This window comes from Georgenia deserti (assembly GCF_042680605.1).
Classification (GTDB): Bacteria; Actinomycetota; Actinomycetes; order Actinomycetales; family Actinomycetaceae; genus Allobogoriella; species Allobogoriella deserti.
In genome coordinates this window covers 454,304-480,427 of record NZ_JBHUEE010000001.1, presented here as the reverse complement: position 1 = coordinate 480,427, position 26,124 = coordinate 454,304, and the positions used below count along the sequence as shown (strand labels likewise).

Below are 26,124 nucleotides of genomic sequence, written 5' to 3'. Positions count from 1 at the left end.
GCACTCTCGTCCGTGACCCTCGGCCCAGGCGTACGACCTCAGGGGTCCTGCTTCGTGCCGCTCCCCGGTGGTGCCCCACCTGGCGCCAGTCGCGACGGCCTCAGACTACACGCGCCCGGCCGCGAGGCGTCCAGCCCTGGGGGCGGGGTGTGGACGATCCCACGCCAGTCCTTTCGGGAGTGTGTCCGCCGCAGAGAGTCCGTCGGAAGCGGGTCCGCCGGGGCGCGTCAGGTGGTGGCGTCGTCGAGCTGGCCGAGGACGTCGTCGGCGTCCGGCCCGTCCTCGCCGAGGATGCGCCGCAGGTAGGCGTAGGTCAGGTCGCCCGTGTGCTGGTCGTACTGGTGCTCGTAGCCGGCCTTGGCGTACATGGCGAGGTTCTGCTTGGAGTCCTGACCGGTGAAGACCCAGACCTCCTTGGTCTGGTCCGGCAAGTAGGTCAGGACCGCCATGAGCAGCTTGGTGCCGATGCCGCGGCCCTGCAGATCCGGGACGACGGCGAGGCGGCCGAGCGTGGCTTTCTCGGCCTCCAGCTCCACCCGGATCGATCCGACGAGCCGGTGGCCGAGCCAGGCGCCGAGGGTGACGACGTCGGCCCGCTCGATGTCCGCGACGAGCTCGGTGAGCGTCTGCGTGAGCGCGGGCAGGTGCGGGTCGCCGTAGAGCTGGGCCTCGGTGACGAAAGCCGCGCGCCGGACGGTAAGCAGCTCACCGGCCGATTCCGCGGTGACCAGGTCGATCCTGACGTCCTCCATGGACTCAGTCTGGCATCCGCGGCGCAGTTCCCGTGACCTGGATCCCACCGAGGTCCCTCGGCCGGAGGCTGCGTGCGGCGCCGTCCGAGGCAGCCTCCGGCCGGCGGGACACGACCGCGCTCAGATCAGGCCGAGCTTCTGGACGGCTTCGCGCTCCTCGACGAGCTCGCTGACCGAGGCGTCGATCTTGCCGCGGGAGAACTCGTCGATCTCGAGGCCCTGGACGATCTCCCAGGCGCCGCCCGCGGAGCGGACCGGGAAGGAGGAGATCAGGCCCTCCGGCACGCCGTAGGAGCCGTCGGAGACGATCGCGGCCGAGGTCCAGGAGTCCGCGGCGGTACCGGCGACCCAGTCGCGGACGTGGTCGATCGCGGCGTTCGCCGCCGACGCCGCCGAGGAGGCGCCACGGGCCTCGATGATGGCGGCGCCACGCTTGGCGACGGTCGGGATGAACTCGTCCTCGAGCCAGGACGTCTCCACCAGGTCCGCGGCCGGCTTGCCGGCGACGGTGGCGTGGAAGACATCCGGGTACTGGGTAGCCGAGTGGTTGCCCCAGATCGTGAGGTTCGTGATCTCGGACACGGACGTGCCGGTCTTCTTCGCGAGCTGGCTCAGGGCCCGGTTGTGGTCCAGCCGGGTCATGGCGGTGAACCGGTCGGCCGGCACGTCCGGGGCGTGGCGCTGGGCGATGAGGGCGTTGGTGTTGGCGGGGTTGCCGACCACGAGGACACGCACGTCGTCGGCGGCGCCGGCGTTGATCGCCTCGCCCTGCGGCCCGAAGATCCCGCCGTTCGCCTCGAGCAGGTCGCCTCGCTCCATGCCCTTGCTCCGCGGCCGGGCACCGACCAGCAGTGCCACGTTGGCACCGGCGAACGCCTGCGTGGCGTCGTCGAAGATGTCGATGCCCTCCAGCAGCGGGAAGGCGCAGTCGTCGAGCTCCATGGCGGTGCCCTCGGCGGCCTTGACCCCCTGAGGGATCTCCAGCAGCCGGAGCCGCACCGGCGTGTCCGGGCCGAGCAGCTGCCCCGAGGCGATCCGGAACAGCAGGGCGTAGCCGATCTGGCCGGCGGCCCCGGTGACGGTGACGTTGACGGTCATCTGCGCACTCCTTCGTGGGTGGAGGGACGGACGGTGCTCGAGGGTCGGGTTGGCGTCGGGCTCACGGGCCGGGGGTCAGGCGAGTTCCGCGAGGACGGCGTTCAGCGTCGGCGACGGCCGCATGACCGCTGCCGCCTTCTCCGCGTCCGGGCGGTAGTAGCCGCCGATGTCGACGCCTGAGCCCTGGACGCCGAGCAATTCGGCGTTGATGGTCTCCTCGCGCTCGACCAACGCCTCGGCGACCGGGGCGAACGCCGCGGCGAGGTCGGCGTCGTCGCTCTGCGCGGCGAGCTCCTGGGCCCAGTAGCGGGCGAGGTAGTAGTGGCTCCCCCGGTTGTCGATCTGGCCGACCTTGCGCTTGGGGGACTTGTCCTCGAGCAGCAGCGTCGCCGTCGCCCGGTCGAGGGTGTCTGCCAGGACCTGTGCGCGCGCGTTGCCCATCGAGCCGGCGAGGTGCTCGAAGGAGACCGCGAGCGCGAGGAACTCACCGAGGCTGTCCCACCGCAGGTGGTTCTCCTCGATGAGCTGCTGGACGTGCTTCGGGGCCGAGCCGCCGGCCCCCGTCTCGAACAACCCGCCGCCTGCCAGCAACGGCACGATCGAGAGCATCTTGGCCGAAGTGCCGAGCTCGAGGATCGGGAACAGATCGGTGAGGTAGTCACGCAGGACGTTCCCGGTCACGGAGATGGTGTCCTCGCCGCGGCGGATGCGTTCGAGGGAGAACCGGGTGGCCTCAGCAGGGGACATGATCTCGATCTGCAGGCCGGAGGTGTCGTGCTCGCCGAGGTAGCGCTCCACCTTCTCGATGAGGTTGCGGTCGTGAGCACGCTCGGGGTCGAGCCAGAACACTGCCGGCGAGCCGGTGGCCCGGGCACGCGAGACGGCGAGAGCCACCCAATCCCGGATCGGCTCGTCCTTGGTCTGGCAGGCGCGCCAGATGTCCCCGGGCCGGACCTCGTGCTCGATCCGCACCGACCCGCTGGAGTCGACCACCTGGACGGTCCCGGGCTCGCTGATCTCGAACGTCTTGTCGTGGCTGCCGTACTCCTCAGCCTTCTGCGCCATGAGCCCGACGTTCGGCACCGAGCCCATGGTGGTCGGGTCGAAGGCGCCGTGCTCACGGCAGTCGTCGAGGACGGCCTGGTAGACGCCGGCGTAGGAGGAGTCCGGGATGACCGCGAGCGTCTCGGCCTGTCCACCGTCGGGGCCCCACATCATCCCGGCGCTGCGGATCATGGCCGGCATCGACGCATCGATGATGACGTCGGAGGGCACATGCAGGTTGGTGATGCCGCGGTCGGAGTCGACCATAGCGAGCTGCGGCCCGTCGGCGAGGCCGCGCTCGACGGCGGCCCGGGCGCCGTCGCGGACCTCGGGCTCGAGGTCGTCGAGACCGGACAGGATGGCGGCGAGGCCGTTGTCCGGGTCGAGGCCGGCGGCGTGGAGCTGCTCGCCGTAGGTCTCGAACAGCTGCGGGAAGAAGGCACGGACCACGTGGCCGAAGATGATCGGGTCGGAGACCTTCATCATCGTCGCCTTGAGGTGCACCGAGAACAGCACGCCGTCGGCCTTGGCACGCTGAATCTGCTCGGCGAGGAACGCGTCCAGCGCCGCGGCACGCATGACCGTCCCGTCGACGACCTCGCCGGCGAGGACCGGGACGGCGTCCTTGAGAACCGTGGTGGTGCCGTCGGCGGCGACGTGGCGGATGGTCAGGGTGTCGTCGGCGTCGAGGACGACGGACTGCTCGTTGCTCCGGAAGTCGTCACCGTCCATGGTCGCCACGCGGGTCCTGGACTCCGCGGACCAGGTGCCCATCGAGTGCGGGTACTTGCGCGCATAGGCCTTGACCGAGGCGGGGGCACGACGGTCCGAGTTGCCCTCTCGCAGGACCGGGTTGACGGCGCTGCCCTTGACCTTGTCGTAGCGCGCCCGGATCTCCTTCTCCTCGTCCGTGGCAGGCTCGTCCGGGTAGTCGGGAAGTGCGTAGCCCTGGGCCTGCAGTTCGGCGACGGCGGCCTTGAGCTGCGGCACCGAGGCGGAGATGTTGGGCAGCTTGATGATATTGGCCTCTGGCGTCTTGGCCAGCTCGCCGAGCTCGGCGAGGTCGTCCGGGATGCGCTGGTCGTCGGTGAGGTACTCGGGGAAGACGGCGATGATCCGGCCGGCGAGCGAGATGTCCCGGGTCTGCACGTCCACCCCGGCGGTCGAGGCGTAGGCCTGAATGATCGGCAGGAACGAGTGCGTCGCCAGCATCGGCGCCTCGTCGGTGTGGGTGTAGATGATCGTGGCCATGGAGCGGTACCTCAGACTTCTGGCGGGGACGGACGCAAGTTGTTCGACATCAAGATATCTTGCCGGGCCGCTCTCGCCAGCCCCGCCGTCAGCTGCCCGCGACAGGGGCGTCCCCCCAGACGCCGAGATAGGCGAAGGCGGCGGCCAGCACCAGCAGGAACGCCACGTCGAAGGTGCGCGAGCGCGCACCAGGGCACACCGAGGACGGCAGGACGGCGCGCAGCGCCCCGGCCGCGGCGAGGGTGGCGGCAAGCAGCACGACCGCGGCACGGGCGGAGACGAGGACGGCGAGCAGGCAGACGGCGGCGATGGTGCCGAGCAGAGCCACGCGGGCCCCGAGACGAAGGGCACGCGTGGCGGTCACGACGGCGAGGTTACCGTGTGAACGTGACTGATCCCGGCGTTCGCGTCCCCGCTACCGTCCTGATCGTCGGCGCCGGTCTGGCCGGTCTGCGGACCGCGGCCGAGTTGCGCGAGCGCGGGTTCGCCGGCCGGCTCGTGGTGGTCGGGGCGGAGCGGCACCAGCCCTATGACCGCCCGCCGCTGTCCAAGGAGCTCCTCACCCGGACCGATCCGGCTTGGCTGGCGGCGGACGGGCTCGGCACGCTCGGCGACCTCGCGGACGAGGTGCTGCTGGCCCACGCGGCGACGGCGCTGCGGGCGGGCGAGGACGGTGCGGAGCTGGACGTCGCGGGAGCTGGCGGGATGCGCACCCTGACGGCCGACGTCGCCGTCCTCGCCACGGGAGCGCACGCGGTCGCGCCCCGTCCCTGGGAAGGCGTCCTCACCCTGCACACCGCCGACGACGCGGCGCACCTGCGTGAAAGGCTGCAGCCGGGACGGCGCCTCGTGGTGATCGGGGCGGGCTGGATCGGGGCCGAGGTGAGCGGCCTGGCCGCCGCGCACGGCCTCGACGTCACGGTGGTCGAGGCGGCGGCCGCGCCGCTGGCCCGGCAGGCCGGGACCACGGTCGGCGCGCGAGTGGCGCCGTGGTACGAGGCCGCCGGGGTGCGGCTGCTGTGCCCGGCGCCGGTGCGCGCCGTGCAGGAGGAGGGCGACGTGCGCACCGTGGTCCTCGACGGCCGGCAGCCCCTCAAGGCCGACGTCGTCCTCGCGGCCACGGGGGTGCGCCCGGCGACCGGATGGCTAGGTGCGGCACTGCCGACCACGGCCTCGGGCGCGGTCCCGGTGGACGCCGCCGGGCGGGTGCCCGGCGGGCCCCCGTCGGTCCGGGCGGTCGGGGACTGCGCTCAGATGACGACGGCGGAGCTCGGCACCGTCCCGGGCGGGCACTGGGACGCGGCGCTGACGCATCCTGCCGCCCTGGCGGCCGGACTGCTGGGCCAGGACCTGCCGGCGATCCCGGCGCCATACGTGTTCTCCACCCAGCTCGGCCACGACGTCGCCATGGTGGGACATCCCTCGCCCACCGCCGCGGTCGTGGACCGCTCGGACGGCGAGTCGTGGACGGCGCTGTACGTCGAGCACGAGGACGACGCGGCTGCGCGGCTGGTGGCCGGATTCACCGCGGACCGGCCCCGTGACGTCGGGCAGCTGCGGCGCCTGCTGGCCGGAGGCGGCAGCCCCCGGCTCGACCTGGCCGCGGCCGCCGATCCGGCCGTGCCGCTGAAGAAGGCGGTCCTGCCCTGAGGTCCGGCCGGCATGAACGGGCACCGACGAGCCGCGAGCCGTCCGGACGGGACCCGGGCCGCGTCAGTGGAAGAAGTGCCGCGTGCCGGTGAAGTACATCGTGATCCCCGCCGCCTCGGCCGCCTCGATGACGGCGTCGTCGCGCAGCGACCCACCGGGCTGGACCACGGCGTGCACGCCGGCGTCGATGAGCACCTGCAGCCCGTCCGGGAACGGGAAGAACGCGTCCGAGGCGGCGACGGCGCCACGGGCGCGCTCCGGAGCGGCTGCGGCATCGGCGTTCTCCGCTCCCCCGGCGCCGTCGACGTCGGAGGTGACCTCGACGCCGAGGGTGTTGGCGCGTTCGACCGCGAGACGGCAGGAATCGACCCGGTTGACCTGCCCCATCCCGACGCCGACGCTGCCCCCGTCCCGGGCGAGCAGGATCGCGTTGGACTTGGCGGCGCGGCAGGCCTTCCAGGCGAAGGCGAGGTCGGCGAGCACCTGCGGAGAGGCGGCCTGTCCGGCGGCGAGGGTCCACGAGGCAGGGTCGTCCCCCTCGGCGTCGACGTGGTCGCGCATCTGGACCAGCAGGCCACCGCTGATCTGGCGGAACTCTGCCGGGCGTTCGTTCTCGGACTGCGGGGAGCGCAGCACCCGGAGGTTCTTCTTGGCGCGCAGGATCTCCAGCGCGCCGTCCTCGTACTCCGGGGCCACGATCACCTCGGTGAAGACCTCGACCACCTGACGGGCCATCTCGGCCGTCACCGGGCGGTTGGCGGCGATGACGCCACCGAAGGCGGAGACGGGGTCGCACGCGTGCGCCTTGCGATGGGCGTCGGCGATGTCGGTCCCGACGGCGATGCCGCACGGGTTGGCGTGCTTGATGATCGCCACGGCCGGCTCGTCGAAGTCACCGGCCGCGCGCCGGGCGGCATCGGTGTCGACGTAGTTGTTGTACGACATGGCCTTGCCGTGCAGCTGCTCGGCTCCGGCGAGGCCCGCGGGCCCGGTCTCGTCGCGGTAGAGGGCCGCGGCCTGGTGGGGGTTCTCGCCGTAGCGCAGCGCGGCGTCCTTGGTCCAGGTCTGGCCGGCGAAGGCGGGCCAGCCGTCCTCGGCGCCGACGTAGGTGCCGGCGAACCAGTTCGCCACCGCGACGTCGTACGCCGCGGTGTGCGCGAACGCCTCGGCGGCGAGCTGCTTGCGCTGGTCCAAGGTGAAACCCCCGGCCTCCACGGCCGCGAGCACGTCGTCGTAGCGATCCGGCGAGGTGACGATGGCGACCGACGGGTGGTTCTTGGCCGCGGCCCGGACCATGGAGGGGCCACCGATGTCGATCTGCTCGACGCACTCCTCCGCTGCGGCACCGGACACCACCGTCCGGGTGAACGGATAGAGGTTGGAGACCACGAGGTCGAACGGCTCGATGCCGAGGTCGCCGAGCTGAGTCACGTGGGTCTCGAGCCGCCGGTCGGCGAGGATGCCGGCGTGGACCCGCGGGTGCAGGGTCTTCACGCGGCCGTCCAGGCACTCGGGGAAGCCGGTCAGGTCCTCGACCTTGGTGACGGGTAGGTCGAGGCCGGCGATGAGGCGGGCGGAGCCGCCGGTGGAGACGAGCTCGACGCCGGCGCGGTGCAGGCCGCGGACCAGGTCCTCGAGTCCGGACTTGTCGTAGACGGAGACCAGGGCCCGGCGGATGGGCACACGGCCGTGGGGGCTACCGGCGGGGTCGGCGCTCGACTGGTTGGTCACTGACGCTCCTGGGATGTCGACGGCGGGATCTCGGGTACGCGCGCACCCTCTTCCCGGCACCCAGGCGTGCGGTGCGCTGCAGGGACTCCTCCGGCCGCTCCCCGGTGGTGGACTCCACCTGCTCGCCAGTCACGGCCGGGACCACTCTATCGGCTCAGGCGCCGACCCGGACCGTACGCCCCTCGAGTCGCCATCCTTCGCGGGCCAGCCGGCCGACCTCCTCGACGAGCTGGGCACGCTCGGCCACCTTGATCCGCTCGGTGAGTGTCTCGACGTCGTCGTCCTCCTGCACCGGGACGGCGACCTGGGCGAGGATCGCCCCGGTGTCGACGCCGGCGTCGACGAAGAAGAGTGTGGCCCCGGTGATCTTGACGCCGTACTCGAGAGCGTCGCGCGGACCGTTCATACCGGGGAAGGCGGGCAGCAGCGTGTTGTGGGTGTTGATGTAGCGACCCTCGAACCGTTCGAGGAACCGTGGGCCGCACAGCTTGAGGAACCCGGCGGAGACGACGAGGTCCGGGTCGTGCTCGGCGACCCGGGCGGTCAGGGCGGCGTCCCAGGCGGCCCGGTCCGCATGGTCCCCGAGGCGTTCGACGAACGTCGCCGCGCCGGCCTCGGTGCCGAGGGCGAGTCCGCCGGCGGAGTCGCGGTCCGCCCCCACGGCGACCACCTGGGCGCCGTACCCGGGCTCGCGCGTGGCCTCGAGCAAGGCCGCGAGGTTGGAGCCGCCGCCGGAGACGAGGACCACCACCCGGGCCGGGCGGCGGGGCGTGACGGAGCGGACGGGGGCGTTCGGCGTGGTCACGTGCCGAGGTTAGTCGGCCCGTGGGAGATGATGACGTCATGCCCGATCCGCAGTCCGGTCCGCCGCCCCCACCTGGCACTCCGTACGTGCCGCCGAGCCGGCGCCCCCGGCAGAACCAGGACGAGCCCGACCCCGAGCTGCAGCCGCGCGCGATGCGCACCGTGCGCGGGTTCTGGCTGGCGCTGCTGCTCGCGGTGGGCCTCGCGCTGCTCTCCACGCCCTGGCCGGTGCCCGTCGCGGCGCTGATCGCGAGCGCGGCCGCGGTCGGCCTCGGGGTGGTCTCGTTGGTGCGTGTGCGTGCGGCGCACGTTCGCGGCATGGTGCCGGCCACCGTGATCGCGGGACTCGTCCTCGCCGTGTTCATGACGATGACGACGACAGGCCAGGTCTGGCTCTGGCGCGAGTACAGCGCCTACGCCGAATGCATGGATTCGGCCATCACGCAGCAGGCGCGCGACGCCTGCCAGCAGCAGTTGGACCGGATGCTCCAGGAACGCATGGACCAGGTCCAGCAGATGGTGTCCTGACGGCGCGATGCCGGGGCCGGACGAGGAGGTGACTCAGCCGTCCGAGCGGCGGGACCATGCCGACAGTGAGAGCCCCGACCATCCGCCGAAGCGGCGTGACGCCCGGTCGGCGCCCTCGTGCTCGCCGCCTGTGGCTTCATTCTTCCCGTCCGGGGAGTCCTCGTCCCGGTCCGGAGCTTCCTCGGTGGAGCCGGTGGTCTCGGTAGCGCCAGCGGACTCGGCATGCTCGACCGGCTGCGCGGGCTTCTCCTCGGTCCCGACGAGGTCCGTGGAGGCGAGCGGGATCTCCCCGGTCCCGGGCGTGCCGGCGCTCGCGCCGCTCGGACCGGTCACGGCGCCGGGGTCGCCCGCTGGGCTCGCCGCGCTCGGTGCGGCCGCGGTGTCGTCGCCCTCCGGCCGACCGCGGCGTTCCGAGAGCTGTCCGGCCGCCCCGACGACGCGTGCGCGGGCGGCCCGGGTGCCGAGGCCGAGCAGTTCGGCGGTCCGCCGGTGCAGCGCGAGCACCACGAGCACCAGCGCGCCACCGGTCTCGGCGAGGACCATGCCGGCCACCGCCGGAGGCTGGGCACCCACGACGGCCATCCGTCCTGGGCCGATGGATCCCGCGGACGCGTAGGTCAGCACCGCCACGGCGATCGCGATCACCGCGGCCGCGACACCCGCGGAGCCCAGCGCGAGACGCAGCTCTCGTTCGCGGCCGTAGCGATGCATCACCACGCCGGCCACCACGCCGACCAGCACAGGTAGCACGAGGACCCACTGCGGCCCGGGCGCCTCGGGCTCGGGCAGCGCGCCGAGCGCCGGGATCGCCGGCAGCGGCGCCGTCACGGCGTCCCCGGCCGCGAAATGGGTGTGCGAGCCGACGGCGAACCCGGGGCCGGCCGCCCAGGCGATCGCCCACATGGCGAGGGCGGGCAGGAACAGCATCTGGGCGAGCGTCATGAGGACGGTGTTGAACGGGTCCAGCAGGTAGGAGTCCTGAATCATGCGGACCCGGTCCCAGCCGGTGACCAGTCCGGCCACAACGAGGCAGGTCCCGATGCCTGTGAGTCCCAGCAGTGCCCAGCCGGCCCCACGTAGGCCGTCACGGACCCAGCCCGGAGCGCGGTCGGCCCACCACCGCGGGAGTCCGTCCGCGTGGTGCCGCACGGCCAGGACCGTTCCGATCCCGGAGACCAGGACGCCGCCGAGCAGCGCGCCCCACCGGCCGCCGGGGGCGAGGACGGAGACGAGGAGCATCGTCAGGACATAGCCGAGGACGGCGAACGAGCCGGCCGCGTACCCGGTCGTGCCGCCGCGGCGGACCGTGGCGTACACGATGCCGAGGCTGAGCAGTGTGATACCGAGCGGCACGACGGAGACGACGCCGCTGCCGGCCGTCATGTCGCCACCGTGCCCGAGCAGCCACAACGCCGTACCGGCTCCGGCCGCGCTCTGCCATGAGGCCTCGCCGAGAGCCGGCGCGGCCGCTGTCCCGACATAGGCCGCCAACGCCGGGACGACGAGCGTCAGCCATCCGAGCACGGCGGCCTCCACGCCGCTCACCAATCCGCGCAACCACCCGTCGGGCAGCATTCCGGCGCCCTCGGCAGGCGGGGCGCTCCGTGGGGCGGGACGGGTGGGGGCCGTGGTGGTCATCGTGCCCATCGTCCGCCCGGTCGGCCCGGACCGGTGCCTGCCGGCGCGGCGTGTCGCTCCGGAAAGGCCTGGCCGGCATGTTCCGCCGTGCCCGCCCCTATCGGTGGTTGCCGGTTCGTCGGCGAGCATGGAATCGCGTCAACGAGAGTTGACGTCTGTCCCTGCGTCAACCTACATTGACAGTATGAGCATCGCACAGACCACCGAAGCGGCACAGAGCCCTGACCCCACGACCGGGCTGCGGGCCGTGCGGGCACTGCGGGAACTCGCCGAGCGCCTGGAGCTCCTCCAGGTCGAACGTGCCCGTGATCTCGGCTGGTCGTGGCAGGAGATCGCCGCCGAACTCGGCGTGAGCCGGCAGGCGGTGCACAAGAAGTACGGACGCCGCCGCCCCTGAGGCCCGCGGCGGACCGACGATCCGAGGTCGCCCGTCACGGCGATCCACCGGAACGAGAGCGGGCGCCCGCGCGGCGCCGGCGAGGAGGAGAGATGTTCGAACGCTTCACGAAGGACGCCCGCACCGCCGTCGTCCACGCGCAGGAGGAAGCCCGCGAGCTCATGTGCTCGTCGATCGGACCCGAGCACGTCGCGCTCGGCGTGCTCAGTGCCGGCGGCCCCGCCGTGCAGGCGCTGCGCGCCGCGGGTGCCGACCCGGCCGCCCTGTCCGGTCGGCTGCGCCAGGTCGCCACCGGGTCCGGGCTCGACAAGGAGGCACTCGCGGCCCTCGGCATCGACCTGGAGGAGGTCAGCCGTAGTGCGGACACGCTGTTCGGCGCCGGGGCGCTCGAGCGGGCCGGCCGTCGCCGGCAGCGCCGGCGGACCGGTCACATCCCGTTCACGGGCGAGGCGAAGAAGGCGCTCGAGCTGTCCCTGCGCGAGGCGCTGCGCACGAAGGACAAGGCGATCACCGACCGGCACGTCCTGCTCGGCGTGCTCCGCGCCGGGGGGCCGGCCTCCGACGCGCTCCGTGCCGACGTGGGCGAGGACCACGTCCGCGGCGCGCTCGAGGCCGAGCCCGGGGCGGCATGACCGCCCCACCGCCTGTCTCGGGCCTTCGCGCCGACGCCAACGACGTCGGCGGCCGTCCCGGTCCGGGACGGCCGCCGATGTGGTGGCTCGGCTGGCCGACGCCGTGCGCCGACCGCCGGCAGATCAGGACAGCAACGACTGCGCGAGCCGTGCGGTCTCGGACGGGGTCTTGCCGACGGTGACACCGGCGGCCTCGAGTGCCACCTTCTTGGCCTCGGCGGTCCCCGAGGAGCCGGAGACGATGGCTCCGGCGTGGCCCATCGTCTTTCCCTCCGGCGCGGTGAAGCCCGCGACATAGCCGACGACGGGCTTGGTGACGTTGGCCTTGATGAACTCCGCCGCGCGCTCCTCGGCGTCGCCGCCGATCTCGCCGATCATCACGATCAGATCGGTCTCCGGGTCGTCCTGGAACGCCTGCAACGCGTCGATGTGCGTGGTGCCGATGACCGGGTCGCCGCCGATGCCGATGCAGGTGGAGAACCCGATGTCGGACAGCTCGTACATCATCTGGTAGGTCAGCGTGCCGGACTTGGAGACCAGACCGATGCGGCCCGGGCCGGTGATGTCCGCCGGGGTGATGCCCACGTTCGACTGGCCGGGCGTGATGATGCCGGGGCAGTTCGGGCCGATGAGGCGCGTGCCCTTCTGCTGCGCGTAGGCGAAGAACTCCGCGGTGTCGGCGACCGGCACACCTTCGGTGATGATGACGACGAGCGGGATGCCGGCGTCGACGGCCTCGATCACGGCCGCCTTGGTGAAGGCCGGCGGGACGAAGATGACTGAGACGTCCGCGCCGGTGGCCTCACGGGCCTCGGCGACGGACCCGAAGACCGGGACGGAGACGGTACCGGCCTGCCGGCTCTCGGCGCCGGGTCCGATCGGGGTGACGTCGAAGTCGACGGACGTTCCGGCCTTACGGGGATTGACGCCGCCGACGATCTGGGTGCCCGAGTTGAGCATCCGCGAGGTGTGGATCTGCCCCATCGAACCGGTCATGCCCTGGACGATGACCTTGGAGGAGGCGTTGAGAAGGATGGACATGAGTGAAGAAGCTCCGTCTCTGCTGGTGCGTCAGTTCGCGGCGGCGAGCTCGGCGGCCTTGGCCGCGGCCTCGTCCATCGTGGGCACGACGGTCACCAGCGGGTGGTTCGCGTCGGCGAGGATCGCCCGGCCTTCCTCGACGTTGTTGCCGTCGAGACGGACCACGAGCGGCTTGGTGGCGGCGTCCCCGAGGATCTCCAGCGCCTTGACGATGCCGCTGGCCACCTCGTCGCAGGCGGTGATGCCACCGAAGACGTTGACGAACACCGACCTGACCTGGTCGTCGCCGAGGATGACGTCCAGGCCGTTCGCCATGACCTGGGCGTTCGCGCCTCCGCCGATGTCGAGGAAGTTCGCCGGCTTGGTGCCGTACTGCTCGCCCGCGTACGCGACGACGTCGAGGGTCGACATGACCAGACCCGCGCCGTTGCCGATGATGCCGACCTGGCCGTCGAGCTTGACGTAGTTGAGGTCGAGCTGCTTCGCCTTGGCCTCGAGCGGGTCTGCGGCCGCCCTGTCCTCCAGGGCGGCGTGGTCCTCGTGCCGGAAGGCGGCGTTGTCGTCCAGGGTCACCTTGGCGTCGAGGGCGATGATCGCGCCGTCCTCGGTGCGGACCAGCGGGTTGACCTCGACGAGGGTGGCGTCCTCCTGCTGGTAGACGGTCCACAGCTTCTCGATGACGGCGGCGACCTCGTCCGCGACCTCCGGAGCGAACCCGGCCGTGGAGACGATCTCGGCGGCCTTGGCGGAGTCGATGCCGACCAGCGGGTCAACGCTCACCCGGGCCAGGGCCTCGGGGCGTTCGACGGCGAGCTGCTCGATCTCCATGCCGCCCTCGACCGAGGCCATCGCGAGGTAGCGACGCTCGGCGCGGTCGAGCAGGACGGAGAAGTAGTACTCCTCGGCGATGGCGGCGCCCTCCGCGAGCATGACGCGGTGGACGGTGTGGCCCTTGATGTCCATCCCGAGGATCGCCTCGGCGTGCGCCTCGGCCTCCTCGGGGTTGTGCGCCAGCTTCACGCCGCCGGCCTTGCCGCGGCCGCCGGTCTTCACCTGGGCCTTGACGACGACGGTCCCGCCGCCGAGTTGCTCGGCCGCGGCCCTGGCCTCGGCCGGCGTCGTCGCGACGGCACCTCGGAGCACGGGCACGCCGTGCTTCTCGAAGACGTCACGAGCCTGGTACTCGTAGAGGTCCACGCCGATAAGTCCTTCCGTTGGCTTTCACTCACGATGTTTCGACATCGAGACATCCGCCGGAAAGCCTACAGCGCCATGGCCCGTGCCCTCCTGTCGGCCAGGCGGTGAGATCGCCGCTCCGGCATACGGACACCGCACCGGCGAGAGGTGGGTGCGGGCCGGTGGGATCAGGCGTCGCCGGGTCGCTCGACCGGTCGTTCCGCGGCGCCGTCGGTCGTGTCCGCAGCGTCCGCCCCTCCCTGGCCGCCGGTTCTCGGCTCGCCGCCCGCTCCGTCCGCGTCATCAGCGGTGACCGGTTCGCCGGTGATGCGCTCGGAGAGGTCGGCGAAGGCGTCCCGGACGACCTGGGCGTAGAGGTGGGCTCCCTCGATCCCGGGATGGATCCGGTCCGCCTGGAGCAGGTCGGGATGCTCGTCCGCCGCGGCGTGCCAGTCGGCCACGATCGCGTTGGGGTAGTCGGCGGCGATCCGGTCCAGGGCCGCGTTGGTCTCCGGTACCCAGTGGCTGGCGCCGTAGACGTTGAGCAACACCACCATCCGGTCCGGCCCCAGGGCGTCGAGCACGTCGCGGACGGGGGCGGGATCGGTGATCCCGGCGTTCGTCCCGAAGTGCACGACGACGGCGCGACGCACCGTTCCCGCCGCCAGTGCGCGGTGGACCACGCCGGGCGCGTCGGCCCAGGTCCGGTTGGACTCGGCCTCGATCATGATCCCGGGCAGGTGGTACTCGAGCCCGTCCGCACTGGTGACGACGAGCGAGTCACCGAACGCGGTGATCTCCTCACCCGACGGCATGGAGAAGTCCTGGTCGAGCGGCTCTTCGGTGGGCTCGTCGCGGACGGCCTCACCGGCGTCGATCCGGTCCTGGTTCTCCTCGATGAGGGCCTGGGTCGCCGTGCGGTCGGGAGCGACCGCCACGGCCACGGCGGTGAGGGCGACGAGGAGTGCCGCGCCGCCGGCGAGAACGCGCGTCGACGTCCGCCGGGCCGGGATCGGCGAGCCGAGATGCCGACGTACCCGCCGGAGGGCCCCGCGGAAACCGTGCGTGCGCACCGGGGTCTCCAGCCATCGGTACGAGGCGCCCGCGACCAGCAGGGTGAGGACCACGGCCACCCCGCGCAGAATCCAGTGGCCGCTGGAGTCGTGCCCGGTCGGGACCGCGAGCGTCAGCAGGACGATGACCGGCCAGTGCCAGAGGTAGATCCCGTAGGAGCGCTGTCCGACCCACTCCATCGGGGGCAGACGGAGCAGCCCCTGGAATATCCCGGGCCGGCCGAGGATCGCGGCGATGAGCACGGCACTGAGCAGAGCTGCGAGCAGGATCCCGCCCCGGAAGGTGAGCGACGTCGACTCGTGCAGTGCGAGCATGAGGAGCACGAGGACCGCGAGCGCACCGAAGGCGGCGGGGTCACGCCAACGCTGCCACGAGGCCGACCGGAGGAAGCCGCGTGGCTGGCTCCACCAGAACGCCAGCGCGACGCCGACCAGCAGGGAGAAGGCGTGGGTGTCGGTACCGTAGTAGACGCGCGTGGCGTCCTCTCCCGGGGTGTGGAGCACGGCCATGGCTGCGGCGGAGACCACGGCGGCGGCGAGGGCGATCCGAGCGCGTGTCCGTGCCGTCGCGGTGGCGGCGACGAGGGCCACGAGGAGCAGCGGCCAGAGCAGGTAGAACTGTTCCTCCACGGCGAGCGACCAGAAGTGGGCGAAGACTTGTGGCGCCGTGGTGTCGAAGTAGCTCGTGCCCGCACCGATCTCGAGCCAGTTGGTGGTGAAGGTCAGGGCGCCGCCGACCTGGCGGCCGATGCCTACCAGCAGGTCGGAGCTGACCAGCCAGGCGGCCGGCACGCAGACGAGGACCACCGCAGCGACTGCGGGGAGCAGTCTGCGGGCGCGACGGAGCCAGAACCGGGCGAGATCCACGCGCCCGGTGGCGAGCTCGCGCAGCAGCAGCGTGGTGATGAGGAAGCCGGAGACCACGAAGAAGACGTCGACGCCGAGAAACCCGCCCGGCAGGGTCTCGGGCCGCAGGTGGAAGATCAGGACCGCCGCGACGGCGAGGGCTCGCAGGCCGTCGAGCCCCTCGATCCTCCTGCCACGGGCTCCGCCTCGCTCGTCGGTGTTCGCGGTACGGATCGGCGGAGTGGGCGCCCCGGCACGAGCACGGTCGAGACGCTCGTGCTGCTGCGTGACCATAGCCGCGCCCTCCAGGCTCGCCCCACCGTTGTGCACACGCTAGGCCGGGGCGCCGACATTTCCGCGGAGGCGCGCTGACCTGCGGCGAGACCGGCGCCACTCGGTGACCTGACCGGTGGGCCAGGCGGCCGGCTGCCGGTCAGAGCTTGGTGACCGGCGAGTACCGCAGCAGCAGTCGCTTGACCCCGCCGCCGCCGAAGTCGATCTTGGCCACGGCGGACGACCCGGAGCCCTCCAGCGCGACGACGGTGCCCAGCCCGTAGCTGTCGTGGGTGACCTTGTCCCCGACGTCCAGCCCGAACCCCTCGGCCTTCCCGCCGGCCGCCGCCGGCGCCGTCGCGGACTTCCCGAGACTGGCGGCGGTGCGGCTCGCGGCGGTGTCGGTGGGGGCGCCAAGCTTGCCGGTGCGTGCCGGGGGGCGCCCCGAACCGATGACCCGGCCGCCGTCGGGATCCTCGTAGCCACCGAAGGACCCGCCGCCGGGGCGGCTCGCGTAGCTGCCACGGGAGAACCCGCCCGGGCGCGAACCCATGCCGGGCCGCGATCCGCGCAGGGACTCCATCGACGATTCCCGACGGCGCCACTCGACCAGGTCTGCCGGGATGTCCTCGAGGAAGCGGGAGGCGGGCAGCTCGTGCGGCATACCGAACGCGGTGCGGACCGCGGCCCGGGAGATGTACAGGCGCTCCCGGGCACGGGTCAGCGCCACGTAGGCGAGCCGGCGCTCCTCGGAGAGCTCGTCCTCCTCGGTCAACGACCGCTGGTGGGGGAAGGTGCCGTCCTCCATCCCGGTGACGAAGACGACCGGGAACTCCAGCCCCTTGGCGGTGTGCACGGTCATCAGGGTGATCTGACCGGTATCGCCGTCGTCGTCCGGGAGCTGGTCGGCGTCGGCCACCAGCGAGACGCGCTCGAGGAAGTCGGCGAGCCCACCGTCCGGGTCGGCGTCGCGGAACTCATCGGCAACCGCGTGCAACTCGGCCAGGTTCTCCACCCGTGTCGCGTCCTGCGGGTCCTCGCTGGCGCGCAGCTCGGCGAGGTATCCGGACCTGTCGAGCGCGGCATCGAGGATCTCGGCGGGCGCGGCACCCGAGGTCTCCATGTCCCGCAGCTCTGTCAGCAGGCCGTGGAACGCCTTGACCTGGGTGCGCGCGCGGGTGGTCAGGCCGATCACATCCGCCGTGGTGTCGCGGTCGGCCCCCTCGGCGGCCGCGTCGGCGATCGCCTGCCCGAACGAGACGCGGTGCCGCTCCGCGTGCGCGACCAGGACCGATTCGGCCTTGTCCCCCAGCCCTCGTTTGGGCACGTTGAGGATGCGCCGGATGTTGACCGCATCGTCCGGGTTCGTCACCGCGCGCAGGTAGGCGATCGCGTCCTTGATCTCCCGGCGCTCGTAGAAGCGGGTGCCACCCACCACGCGGTACGGCAGACCTGCGCGGACGAGCATCTCCTCCATCGACCGCGACTGGGCGTTGGTGCGGTAGAAGACGGCGACGTCACCCGGTCGGGTGCCGCGCTCGTCGCCCAGCCGGTCGATCTCCTCCGCGACGAACCGCGCCTCCTCGTGCTCGGAGTCGGCCACGTACCCGACGATGCGGGGGCCCTCACCGGCGTCCGTCCACAGGTTCTTGGCCTTGCGGCCCGGGTTGCGGGAGATGACGGCGTTCGCGGCGTCGAGGATCGTCTGGGTGGAGCGGTAGTTCTGCTCCAGCAGGATCGTCCGGGCCTGCGGGTAGTCCTGCTCGAACTCGAGGATGTTGCGGATGGTGGCGCCGCGGAAGGCGTAGATGGACTGGTCGGCGTCGCCGACCACCGTCAGCTCGCCCGGCGCGAGGCCACTGCCCGCACCGGCACCGTCGACCGTGCCGTCCTCGTCCCGGTCCACTCCATGTCCGTCGGCGGCTCCTCGCACTCCGCTCGTTCCTCGCTCGCGCTTGTCGCCACCGGCCAGCTCACGCACCAGGACGTACTGGGCGTGGTTGGTGTCCTGGTACTCGTCGACCAGGACGTGGCGGAACCGGCGGCGGTAGTGCTCGGCCACCGACGGGAACGCCTGCAGGAGGTGGACCGTGGACATGATGAGGTCGTCGAAGTCCAGCGCGTGGGCCTGGCGCAGGCGGTCCTGGTAGAGACGGTAGGCCTCGGCGAGCTTGGCGTCGAAGGAGTTCGTCCCGGAGACCTGGGCCGAGAACGCGTCGGGGTCGATGAGCTCGTTCTTCAGGTCCGAGACCTTCCGGGAGAAGGCCTTGGGTGGGTACCGCTTGGGGTCGAGGTCGAGCTGACGGCACACCAGGGTCATCAGCCGTTGTGAATCGGCGGCGTCGTAGATCGAGAAGCTCGAGCGAAGGCCCAGGGTGTCGTGTTCGCGCCGCAGGATCCGCACGCACGCCGAGTGGAAGGTGGACACCCACATCCGCTGAGCCGACGGGCCGATGAGGTCCGTGACACGCTCACGCATCTCGGCCGCCGCCTTGTTCGTGAAGGTGATCGCGAGGATCTCCCCGGGCCGCGCCCGGCCGGTGGCGAGCAGGTGTGCGATCCGGTGGGTGAGCACCCGGGTCTTACCCGATCCCGCGCCGGCGACGATGAGCAACGGCCCGCCGTGATGCTCGACGGCGGCGCGCTGCTGCGGGTTGAGCCCTTCGAGGAGTGCGTCCGGGTCGATCCCGTAGGCGGACGGTGCGCGCGTCGCCTCGCCGGCGTCCGTGTCCGCCGCGCCCGAGTCCGCCCCGCCGCCCGAGGCGCCTGCGGCGCGGCGCCGTGCCCGGGCGACGGGGTCCTGCTCGACCGTGGCGGACTCGGCGGCGTCCGTGCGACCGGGTCCGTCTCCGCCCTCCTCGCGCGGCGGGACGACGGCGGGCAGCGCCTGTGCCCCGCCACCGGAGCCGGCCGAGAGCGGGAGGTTGTCGAACAGGGAGAGCATCGTGCGTCCATGCTAGGCGGCGCCACCGACGTCAGGCGCGTGGTGTGGACAGCCTCACCGCCGCGGCGTGGGCACCGGACCGGCCGTGGTTCCGGTCGGGCGGGTCATCCCCCGAGGCGGACGCCGGCAAGCGCATGCACCAGCACGAGCGCCACCGCGAGGGCCAGGAGGATCGCCGCCGTCCGCACCGATCCGACGTCCCATGGCATCCGCCGGTGCGGCGTGCGCGTCCAGAAGAAGATGGCCATCGGTGCGAACACGAGGGCCGTGGCCGGCCCGACGACGGTGATGACGAGGTACTCCGGGTCGGCACCGGCGCCGAACGCGGCAGCCGTGTAGACGACGGCGAGGATGCCCGTGGCGAGGAGCCAGGTCAGCACGCTCGCGGCCAGGACCTCGGACGGCGCCGAGAGCGAGCGGGTGATCTCGCGGGCGAGCAGGTAGCTGTTACCGAGCATGCCCGCCACACCGACCAGCCCGAGGGCGACCTGCACCGCGGTGGGCACGCCCCAGATGCCGAACGCGACCGCGGTGTCACCGAGCGGCGCGATCATCGCGATCATGAGGTACCCCCACAGGTTCTGGATCCCCACGAGACCGAACCACGTCAGGAATGCCCGCAGGTAGCCGCCGTGCAGGCCGCGGGCGAGAGCGAGCGCCACCACACCGGAGACCACCGAGAACACCGGCCCGGTGATCGCCTCGACCGCCTCCTGGGCATCGGGCTTGTCCGGGGAGAACACGACGGCACCGCGAACCTCCGCCTCCCCGACCTGGGCGAGAGCGACCGCGGCGTGCGAGTACTCGTGGAGCTGGATGTGCACCATCGTCGCGGCGGCCGCGACGAGCGCGAACGGCAACAAGATCGCGCGGGTCGGACGGGTGGGCTGTGCGGTCGGCGCCTCGGCGCGGTCCGGTGTCATCGTTCCCCCAGGTCGACTGCGCGCTACCGTTCCGCAGCCGGGCGTGCTGGGGAAGTGACATCGGTCATGTGCTCATCCGCGTCATGTCAGCGTCCGGACTCTCACCGAGACGGTCACGTCGAGCGCTTCGGGCAGCTCGGCCAGCCGCCGGTCCAGCGCCTCGTCGTCGACGTGGCGGGCGCTGGGTCCCATGCGGACCTCGTCCCGGACGTCGGCACGGGACATCGTCACGGCGTACTCGACGTCCTGGGTGCCCGCGGAGCCGAACCCGCTGAGCTGGGCGGCGAGCCGGTTCTCCTTGTCGGGGTCCACGCGGATCATGCCCAATGGCTCGATCAGCTCGTGCAGGTGGCGCGGCGTCGGGGAGGCGACGACGAACACTCCGCCCGGGCTTAGGACGCGACGGATCTCGCCGACGTTGCGGGGGCCGAAGACCGAGAGCACGACGTCCGCGGCGCCGTCCCGCAGGGGCAGGCGCTGCCACACGTCGGCCCCGACCGCTGCGACGCGTTCGTGCACCCGCGCGGCGCGCTTGAGGGCGGCGGTGGAGGCGTCGATGACGAGGCCGGTCAGGCCCGTGCGCTCGGCGACCGCGGCGAGGTAGTACCCGGTACCGCCCGCGAGGTCGACGCACAGCCCGCGTCCGTCGCCACGCGCGGCGCGGACCGCATCGGCCACAGCGTCCGCGAGGCGGTCGTAGTGGCCTCGGCCGAGGAAGGATTCGCGCGCGGCGACCTGTGCCGCGTCGTCACCGCCGAACACACGGCGTCCCGCGAGCAGGGTGACGTGTCCCTGCCGGGCGACGTCGAACCGGTGTCCGCGCTCGCACACCAGGCTCGCCCCCTCGAGTCGCACCTCGCCGCGGCACACCGGACAGGCCAGGGCCGGGACGACCTCGGCCAACGCCGCGGTGCTCATGTGACCAGCAGCCCGATCACCCACGCCCCGGTGGCGAGCAGCGCACCGCCGAGCTCGATGAGGATGGTCCAGCCCGTGGCACGCAGGGCAGCCAGTGTCGCCCGCCACGCCTCGCTCGCCTGCCGGCGGCGCTGCCACTCGGACAGGTACACGCCGAGGACGAAGCCGAGCGGCAGGCCGATCACCGGGACGACGAAGAAGCCGACGACGCCGACCACGCCGCCGACGAGCAGGGTGCGGTTGGGCACCCCGGCCGCCTTGAGGTATCGCCCGGCGTAGAGGTACTTGCCGATCCCGGCGGCCGCGACGGCCACGACCGCGACGATCGCCACCGTCCATCCGACCGTGCCGCCGGTGACCACCGCCCAGGTGACGACGGCGGCCAGCACCAGGAGGCTGCCCGGGTAGATCTGGACGACGGCGCCGAACAGCCCCACAAGCACGACGACGCCGACGACGAGTTCGGCGAGCGGGGACATGTCAGGTCCAGAGCACCGCGACGGCGATGTTCACGACGACCAGGCCGGCGAGACCACCGAGGAACCCGCGGGTGACCTTCTCCTCGTTGTTGGCCCCGTAGAACGTCATGACGGTGACGAGGAGCGCGACGACGAGCTTGACGCCGATCTTGGCGTGGTTGACCGGATCGTCACCCATCTCGGCGAGGCCGACCAGGAGGATGCCCGCGATGAGCGCCGTCAACGCACCGTGGGTCACGCCCGCCGGCAGGCGTGGGTTGCGCATGTTGGTCAGTGCCGCGCCGAGCACGATGGCCCAGCCGATCATGTGCACGACGAGGATGAGGCCGGTGAGAATATCCATGCGACCAGCCTACGGGCCGTGTAGTAGATCGCTGGCCACAGCCGGCTACAGCTCGCATCGGACACCCGAGGCCCGGGTGTCCCGCGCGGTCAGAGCAGGCGGCGGTCGGCGGCCCAGCGGGTGAGTTCGTGCCGCGAGGACAACTGCAGCTTGCGCAGCACCGCCGAGACGTGCGTCTCGACCGTCTTGATCGAGATGAACAGCTCCGCGGCGACCTCCTTGTACGTGTAGCCGCGGGCGATGAGCCGCATCACCTCCCGCTCGCGCGAGGTGAGCCGGTCCAGCTCGTCGTCGCGCACGGCGAGGTCACCCACACCAGTGCCGAACGCGTCGAGCACGAACCCGGCGAGGCGTGGGGAGAACGCCGCGTCCCCGGCAGCCACCCGGCGCACCGCGCCGGCGAGATCCGGGGCGCTGATCGCTTTGGTGACGTAGCCGCGCGCGCCGGCGCGAATGACGGCGACGACGTCCTCGCTCGCGTCGGAGACGGACAACGCGAGGAAGCGGGTGACGGGCAGCAGGGCGGTACACGCCGAGACGACCTCGGCTCCCCCACCGCCCTGTCCCCCGGGCAGGTGGACGTCGAGCAGGACGACGTCGGGCCGCAGTGCCTGCACCGCCGCGACCGCTCCCTCGACGTCCTCGGCCTCGCCGACGATGTCGAGATCGGGCGCATGCTGCGCCAGTTCGGTGCGCACCCCGGACCGGACCATCGCGTGGTCGTCGACGAGGAGCACCCGGATCGGCGCGTCGCCGCCGGCCGGGCCGGCTGCCGTGGTGTCCGTCTCGCTCACTGTTGTCCCTTTCGTGGCATGACCAGGTGGACCTCGGTGCCGTTCGACGTCGACCGTACTCGCGCGCGGCCGCCGTGCCGCTCCATGCGGTCGATGATCGAGCGCCGCACCCCGTGCCGGTCGTCCGGGACGGCGTCGAGGTCGAAGCCCTCGCCGCGGTCCCGCACGAAGACCTCGGTCGCCTCCGGTGTCACCTCGACGTACAGGCTGACGGGCGGCCTGCCGTGCGCCACGGCGTTCGTCAGCGCCTCCCGGGTCGCGGCGGCCAGGACGTCGGTCTCCTCGTCCGGCGTGGCGTCCCCGGCGGTGACGACGTCGATCGGCACCCCGCGGATGTCCTCCACCTCGCCCGCGACGCGGCGGACGACGTCGGCCGTCGAGGTGCCCGGGGCGGGACGGTCGGTGTAGAGCCACTCGCGCAGTTCCCGCTCTTGAGACCGAGCCAGGCGCGCGACGTCGTCGTCGTGGGAGCGCGCCCGGATCAGCGCGAGCGTCTGCAAGACCGAATCGTGCAGATGGGCGGCGATGTCCGCACGCTCGGACTCACGGGCCCGCGCCTCCCGCTCGGCCCCGAGATCGCGGACGAGTTTGAGCAGCAGCGGCGCGAGGACGACGGCGATCCCCGCCAGGATCGCCAGGCCACCGAGCGTGGCCTCGATCATCTCGGGCACCGTGCGACCCGGGGCCACCACCAGCAGCGCTCCGACAACGGCGAGGAAGACACCGGCCCCGACGCGGACGACGACGTTTCCGGGGGTGGCCTCCCCCCGGTTGGCGGAGGCGAGCTGCCCCCAGGCGAGCGCGGCACCGGCGGCGACGAGCAGCGCCGGCATGAGCCACGGCACGGCCGAGTCTGCGTTGTTGCGCCAGATGAGGAGCTGGATAGCGGCCAGGAGAAGGACCGCCGCGAGGACGGCGTCGCGGGTGACGGAGCCGGAGCGGGTATCGCGCAACCGCGGGGTCAGGCGCGAGAGTGCCGGGGGGCGGGCGGCCTCGGCCGGGTCGCCGGCGGGGACCGTCAACCACAGCCACAGGTACATCAGCGCGCCCGCCCCGAGCGCGAAGATGCTGACGAACCAGGCCAGACGCACCCATCTGCGCTCGACGCCGAGGTGCACGGCCACGCCCGCGCACACACCGGCGAGGCGCCGGCCCGAGCGGGGGCGGCGCAACGGCAGGCGCCCGGTGGGCGGCGCGGCAGAGGTGCTCACGGGCCTCATCGTCACACGTGCACCCCGGGCATCGGAGGGCCCGGAGCCGGAATCCAGGGGCCATGGGCGGCGGATTCAGGGTCGGGCCAGGGTGCTCCCCGATGGTGTCTGCCGGCCGCGGTGGCGTTCCCTGGATGTCATGAGCACACCTGGCAGCACGGGGCCCGAGGGTCCCCGGCAGACGCCGAGCGCCGGCGGCGCCCCCGGTACCGCGCCGCCGCACGGCGCAGCGCCGTACCGGTCGGCCCCGGCATCGGGGTTCTTCGAATCCATGCGCCGCACCGGGATCTGGCGGACGGACGAGCGGTGGATCGGTGGTGTCGCGGGCGGACTCGCGCGGCGCCTGAGCATCGACCCGCTGCTGGTCCGCGGCGTCCTGGTCGTGATGACGTTCTTCGGCGGACTCGGCCTGCTGCTGTACGGGCTCGGATGGGCCCTCCTGCCCGAGGAGTCGGACGGCCGGATCCACCTGCAGGAGGCGCTGCGCGGGAACGTCGACGCCGCACTCGCCGGTGCCGCCGTCTTCGTCCTCATCGGTCTCGTCCGGCCCGGTTTCTGGTGGTTCGACGAGTTCTGGGCGGCCGGGTGGTTCTTCCTGCTGATCGCGGCACTCGTCGGGTTCCTCGTCGCACTCGTCGCGCGTGGCCGCGACGGCGGCGGCCCGTCGACGTCGCCACCGCCCGCCGCGGGACAGCCGCACGGAGCGACCGCACCGGCCTCGGAAGCGCAGCCGAGCGGTCCTGGACCCACCGCGCCCGCAGCGGGCGGTGTGACCCCCGGCACGGACGGGGCAGGTCCGGACCAGGCCAGCGCACCGACCACGGCGTACGGTCAGGCGGCGTACGGGACCCCACCGGCGACATCGGGGCCCGCCGGCCCACCGCCCACGACGCCGACCTCGACAGGATCGACGGCAACACCGCCACCCTCACCTCCGCCGCGGCCGCCGCGCCCACGGGTGCCCGGGCCCGGGCGGGTGACCAGTGCCATCGTCGTCGGCCTGAGCCTGCTCGTCCTCGCGCTCATGCTCCTGTGGGACAGCGTGGGCTGGAGCCTGGGCCCGGCCGGTCATCCGTGGGCGCTCGCGCTGGTGGGGTGCGGCGCTATCGTGCTGATCTTCGGACTCGGGGTGACCGTCACCGCCCTGCGAGGCCGCAGGGGCCGCGGCCTGACCGCGCTCGGCGTGCTGTTCGCCCTCGTCATGGCGCCGGTGACGGCGGGCGCCACGGTCTCCGAGGACTGGAACGTCTCCTGGCAGGGCCCCGGTTCCTTCGGTGAGCGCACACATGTTCCGGTGTCCGTCTCCGACGCCGAGGCGGGCTACTCCCTGGTCGCCGGCGACATGGACGTCCGCTTGACTGCGCTGGACCTCGACCGGGCCGAGCCGGTCGTCGTGCCCATCAGCATGGCCGCCGGGGACCTGCGGCTGGTCGTACCCTCCGACGCCGCCGTCGAGTTCACCGTCCAGATGGGCGGCGGCCGGCTGTTCGCGGAGACCGGCGGCGGATGGACCGGGCCGTTCGTCCGGGACGACGGCAGCGGGACGACGTACCACGAGCTCGACCGCGTCTTCCGCATGGAGGGCATGTTCGACGGCACCTACCGCTCGCCGCAGGCGCAGGAGAACGACCCGGACCTCATCATCCGCGCCACGGTCGGCGGCGGAAACATCCGACTCGAGGAGACCCCGTGAGCGACCGACCCGCCGAGACCCCCACACCGGACAGTGACCCGGCCACCCAGCCACTCGGGCACGCCGCCGAGGAACCGGCCACCCAGCCGCTCGGGCACGCCACCGAGGAACCGACCACCCAACCCCTCGACTACGCCGGCTCGGAGCCTGCCGACGAGCCCGTGCAGCAGGCCGGCGAGCCCGCGGGCCCACCGGCGCCCGAGCCGGGAGCACCGTCCGGTCCGGCCGGCGCCACCCCTTGGCGGCCCGCGTCCGAGCGGTCGGACGGGGACGAGCCGCCGGTGTGGTCCGCGGCGACCCTGTCCGAGCGTTCGGAGGAGCTACCACGCCGGATCCGCACCGGCACGCTGGTCTTCGGCATCCTCATCGCCCTCATCGGCCTCGGCGCGATCGTCACCGGCCTCGGATTCCGGCTCGACCTGCAGCTCGCCCTCGCCGCCCTGCTCGTCGTCGCGGCGGTGATCCTGCTGGCCAGCCCGCTGCTCCAGCGCCGATCACCCAAGTAATCGACGCCCGGAACCTCCGTGTCAGGTCCCCGTGACCAGGCGGACACCGGCCGCGATCCTCGCCGAGAGGTACGCCGGCACGTGTCCGGCCGGATACGGGTCGAGGTACTCACGACTGACCGGCCCGAGCTGCGAGACGACCGCCACCGAGTCCTTGTCGAGCCCGGAGACCTCAGCCGGAATCAGGACATTGCCCGGGAACACCTCCAGGGCCGTATTGGAGGTCAACGGCACCACCAGCACGGTGGCGATCGCCGAGGCGAGCAGCCAGTCCTCCTGCCACACCACCGCAGGACGGACCTTGCCCGGCGTCGAGCCTTCGGGATGGGCGAAGTCGACCCAGACCACGTCGCTGTGCCGGATCACCACTCGACGTCCT

General features: G+C 72.4%; 24 protein-coding genes and 2 riboswitches. Of the genes, 6 read left to right on the top strand and 18 right to left on the bottom strand.

Translation table 11 applies throughout. The annotated features are described in order from the left end of the window. Window positions 1–15: 15 nt before the first annotated feature. Window positions 16–103, bottom strand: a riboswitch (ZMP/ZTP riboswitch). A 124-nt stretch (window positions 104–227) separates the two neighbouring features. From ACFSE6_RS02310 to ACFSE6_RS02295, 4 genes are all read right to left on the bottom strand, one after another. After that, window positions 228–752 carry a GNAT family N-acetyltransferase gene (locus tag ACFSE6_RS02310; RefSeq protein ID WP_388002082.1) on the bottom strand — a complete coding sequence of 175 codons (525 nt, stop codon included), beginning with the start codon at window positions 750–752 and terminating at the stop codon, window positions 228–230. A 120-nt stretch (window positions 753–872) separates the two neighbouring features. Then, window positions 873–1,850: a malate dehydrogenase gene (locus tag ACFSE6_RS02305; RefSeq protein WP_388002081.1), complete on the bottom strand. Its 978-nt coding sequence runs from the start codon at window positions 1,848–1,850 to the stop codon at window positions 873–875. A gap of 75 nt (window positions 1,851–1,925) precedes the next feature. Beyond that, window positions 1,926–4,145, bottom strand: a complete 2,220-nt coding sequence (locus tag ACFSE6_RS02300; RefSeq protein ID WP_388002080.1) for an NADP-dependent isocitrate dehydrogenase — start codon at window positions 4,143–4,145, stop codon at window positions 1,926–1,928. Window positions 4,146–4,233: 88 nt separating this feature from the next. Then, on the bottom strand, window positions 4,234–4,509 hold the full coding sequence (locus tag ACFSE6_RS02295; RefSeq protein WP_388002079.1) for a DUF3017 domain-containing protein: 276 nt from the start codon (window positions 4,507–4,509) through the stop codon (window positions 4,234–4,236). A 23-nt stretch (window positions 4,510–4,532) separates the two neighbouring features. Between ACFSE6_RS02295 and ACFSE6_RS02290 the strand changes: the two genes are divergently transcribed. Continuing rightward, complete coding sequence (locus ACFSE6_RS02290) at window positions 4,533–5,795, top strand: NAD(P)/FAD-dependent oxidoreductase (protein ID WP_388002078.1); 1,263 nt, start codon at window positions 4,533–4,535, stop codon at window positions 5,793–5,795. 63 nt (window positions 5,796–5,858) lie between these two features. Here ACFSE6_RS02290 and purH read toward each other — a convergent pair whose 3' ends face one another. Together purH and purN are read right to left on the bottom strand one after the other, a co-directional pair. Continuing rightward, window positions 5,859–7,526, bottom strand: coding sequence for a bifunctional phosphoribosylaminoimidazolecarboxamide formyltransferase/IMP cyclohydrolase (gene purH / locus ACFSE6_RS02285; RefSeq protein ID WP_388002077.1), 1,668 nt, complete (start codon window positions 7,524–7,526; stop codon window positions 5,859–5,861). Window positions 7,527–7,577: 51 nt separating this feature from the next. Continuing rightward, window positions 7,578–7,669: riboswitch (ZMP/ZTP riboswitch) on the bottom strand. Between the two features lie 11 nt (window positions 7,670–7,680). Next, entirely contained in the window at window positions 7,681–8,331 is a 651-nt protein-coding gene (purN, locus tag ACFSE6_RS02280) for a phosphoribosylglycinamide formyltransferase (RefSeq protein ID WP_388002076.1), read from the bottom strand. Between the two features lie 38 nt (window positions 8,332–8,369). On the opposite strand from purN, the gene ACFSE6_RS02275 reads away from it, so the two are divergent. Beyond that, window positions 8,370–8,858: a hypothetical protein gene (locus ACFSE6_RS02275; RefSeq protein ID WP_388002075.1), complete on the top strand. Its 489-nt coding sequence runs from the start codon at window positions 8,370–8,372 to the stop codon at window positions 8,856–8,858. A gap of 33 nt (window positions 8,859–8,891) precedes the next feature. On the opposite strand, the gene ACFSE6_RS02270 is transcribed toward ACFSE6_RS02275, so the two are convergent. Further along, a complete protein-coding gene (locus ACFSE6_RS02270) occupies window positions 8,892–10,496 on the bottom strand; it encodes a cell division protein PerM (RefSeq protein ID WP_388002074.1) in 1,605 nt (534 codons plus the stop codon). A gap of 184 nt (window positions 10,497–10,680) precedes the next feature. Here ACFSE6_RS02270 and ACFSE6_RS02265 point away from each other — a divergent pair, with 184 nt between their 5' ends. Together ACFSE6_RS02265 and ACFSE6_RS02260 are read left to right on the top strand one after the other, a co-directional pair. Continuing rightward, on the top strand, window positions 10,681–10,893 hold the full coding sequence (locus tag ACFSE6_RS02265; RefSeq protein WP_388002073.1) for a helix-turn-helix domain-containing protein: 213 nt from the start codon (window positions 10,681–10,683) through the stop codon (window positions 10,891–10,893). A gap of 92 nt (window positions 10,894–10,985) precedes the next feature. Continuing rightward, a complete protein-coding gene (locus tag ACFSE6_RS02260) occupies window positions 10,986–11,525 on the top strand; it encodes a Clp protease N-terminal domain-containing protein (RefSeq protein ID WP_388002072.1) in 540 nt (179 codons plus the stop codon). A gap of 123 nt (window positions 11,526–11,648) precedes the next feature. Here ACFSE6_RS02260 and sucD read toward each other — a convergent pair whose 3' ends face one another. From sucD to ACFSE6_RS02210, 10 genes are all read right to left on the bottom strand, one after another. Next, complete coding sequence (gene sucD, locus ACFSE6_RS02255; protein WP_388002071.1) at window positions 11,649–12,566, bottom strand: succinate--CoA ligase subunit alpha; 918 nt, start codon at window positions 12,564–12,566, stop codon at window positions 11,649–11,651. Window positions 12,567–12,596: 30 nt separating this feature from the next. Next, the gene (gene sucC / locus ACFSE6_RS02250; RefSeq protein WP_388002070.1) at window positions 12,597–13,763 is read right to left on the bottom strand and encodes an ADP-forming succinate--CoA ligase subunit beta; all 1,167 of its coding nucleotides are present in this window, start codon (window positions 13,761–13,763) and stop codon (window positions 12,597–12,599) included. Window positions 13,764–13,930: 167 nt separating this feature from the next. Further along, the gene (locus ACFSE6_RS02245) at window positions 13,931–15,955 is read right to left on the bottom strand and encodes an acyltransferase family protein (protein ID WP_388002069.1); all 2,025 of its coding nucleotides are present in this window, start codon (window positions 15,953–15,955) and stop codon (window positions 13,931–13,933) included. Window positions 15,956–16,094: 139 nt separating this feature from the next. Beyond that, a complete protein-coding gene (locus ACFSE6_RS02240) occupies window positions 16,095–18,878 on the bottom strand; it encodes a UvrD-helicase domain-containing protein (protein WP_388002068.1) in 2,784 nt (927 codons plus the stop codon). A 104-nt stretch (window positions 18,879–18,982) separates the two neighbouring features. After that, complete coding sequence (locus tag ACFSE6_RS02235) at window positions 18,983–19,801, bottom strand: hypothetical protein (protein ID WP_388002067.1); 819 nt, start codon at window positions 19,799–19,801, stop codon at window positions 18,983–18,985. A gap of 81 nt (window positions 19,802–19,882) precedes the next feature. After that, entirely contained in the window at window positions 19,883–20,719 is an 837-nt protein-coding gene (locus ACFSE6_RS02230; protein WP_388002066.1) for a putative RNA methyltransferase, read from the bottom strand. Beyond that, entirely contained in the window at window positions 20,716–21,198 is a 483-nt protein-coding gene (locus ACFSE6_RS02225; RefSeq protein WP_388002065.1) for a DUF456 domain-containing protein, read from the bottom strand. Before ACFSE6_RS02225 ends, ACFSE6_RS02230 begins: the two co-directional genes overlap by 4 nt. A gap of 1 nt (window position 21,199) precedes the next feature. Beyond that, window positions 21,200–21,541 carry a hypothetical protein gene (locus ACFSE6_RS02220; protein WP_388002064.1) on the bottom strand — a complete coding sequence of 114 codons (342 nt, stop codon included), beginning with the start codon at window positions 21,539–21,541 and terminating at the stop codon, window positions 21,200–21,202. Window positions 21,542–21,630: 89 nt separating this feature from the next. Then, complete coding sequence (locus tag ACFSE6_RS02215; RefSeq protein WP_388002063.1) at window positions 21,631–22,335, bottom strand: LuxR C-terminal-related transcriptional regulator; 705 nt, start codon at window positions 22,333–22,335, stop codon at window positions 21,631–21,633. Beyond that, window positions 22,332–23,555 (bottom strand): ATP-binding protein, encoded by a 1,224-nt coding sequence (locus tag ACFSE6_RS02210; protein WP_388002062.1) that lies wholly within the window; start codon window positions 23,553–23,555, stop codon window positions 22,332–22,334. Before ACFSE6_RS02210 ends, ACFSE6_RS02215 begins: the two co-directional genes overlap by 4 nt. A 130-nt stretch (window positions 23,556–23,685) precedes the next feature. Between ACFSE6_RS02210 and ACFSE6_RS02205 the strand changes: the two genes are divergently transcribed. Next, window positions 23,686–25,239 carry a PspC domain-containing protein gene (locus ACFSE6_RS02205; protein ID WP_388002061.1) on the top strand — a complete coding sequence of 518 codons (1,554 nt, stop codon included), beginning with the start codon at window positions 23,686–23,688 and terminating at the stop codon, window positions 25,237–25,239. Next, window positions 25,236–25,745 (top strand): hypothetical protein, encoded by a 510-nt coding sequence (locus ACFSE6_RS02200; RefSeq protein ID WP_388002060.1) that lies wholly within the window; start codon window positions 25,236–25,238, stop codon window positions 25,743–25,745. Before ACFSE6_RS02205 ends, ACFSE6_RS02200 begins: the two co-directional genes overlap by 4 nt. 21 nt (window positions 25,746–25,766) lie before the next feature. On the opposite strand, the gene ACFSE6_RS02195 is transcribed toward ACFSE6_RS02200, so the two are convergent. After that, entirely contained in the window at window positions 25,767–26,111 is a 345-nt protein-coding gene (locus ACFSE6_RS02195) for a type II toxin-antitoxin system PemK/MazF family toxin (RefSeq protein ID WP_388002059.1), read from the bottom strand. Between the last annotated feature and the right edge of the window lie 13 nt (window positions 26,112–26,124).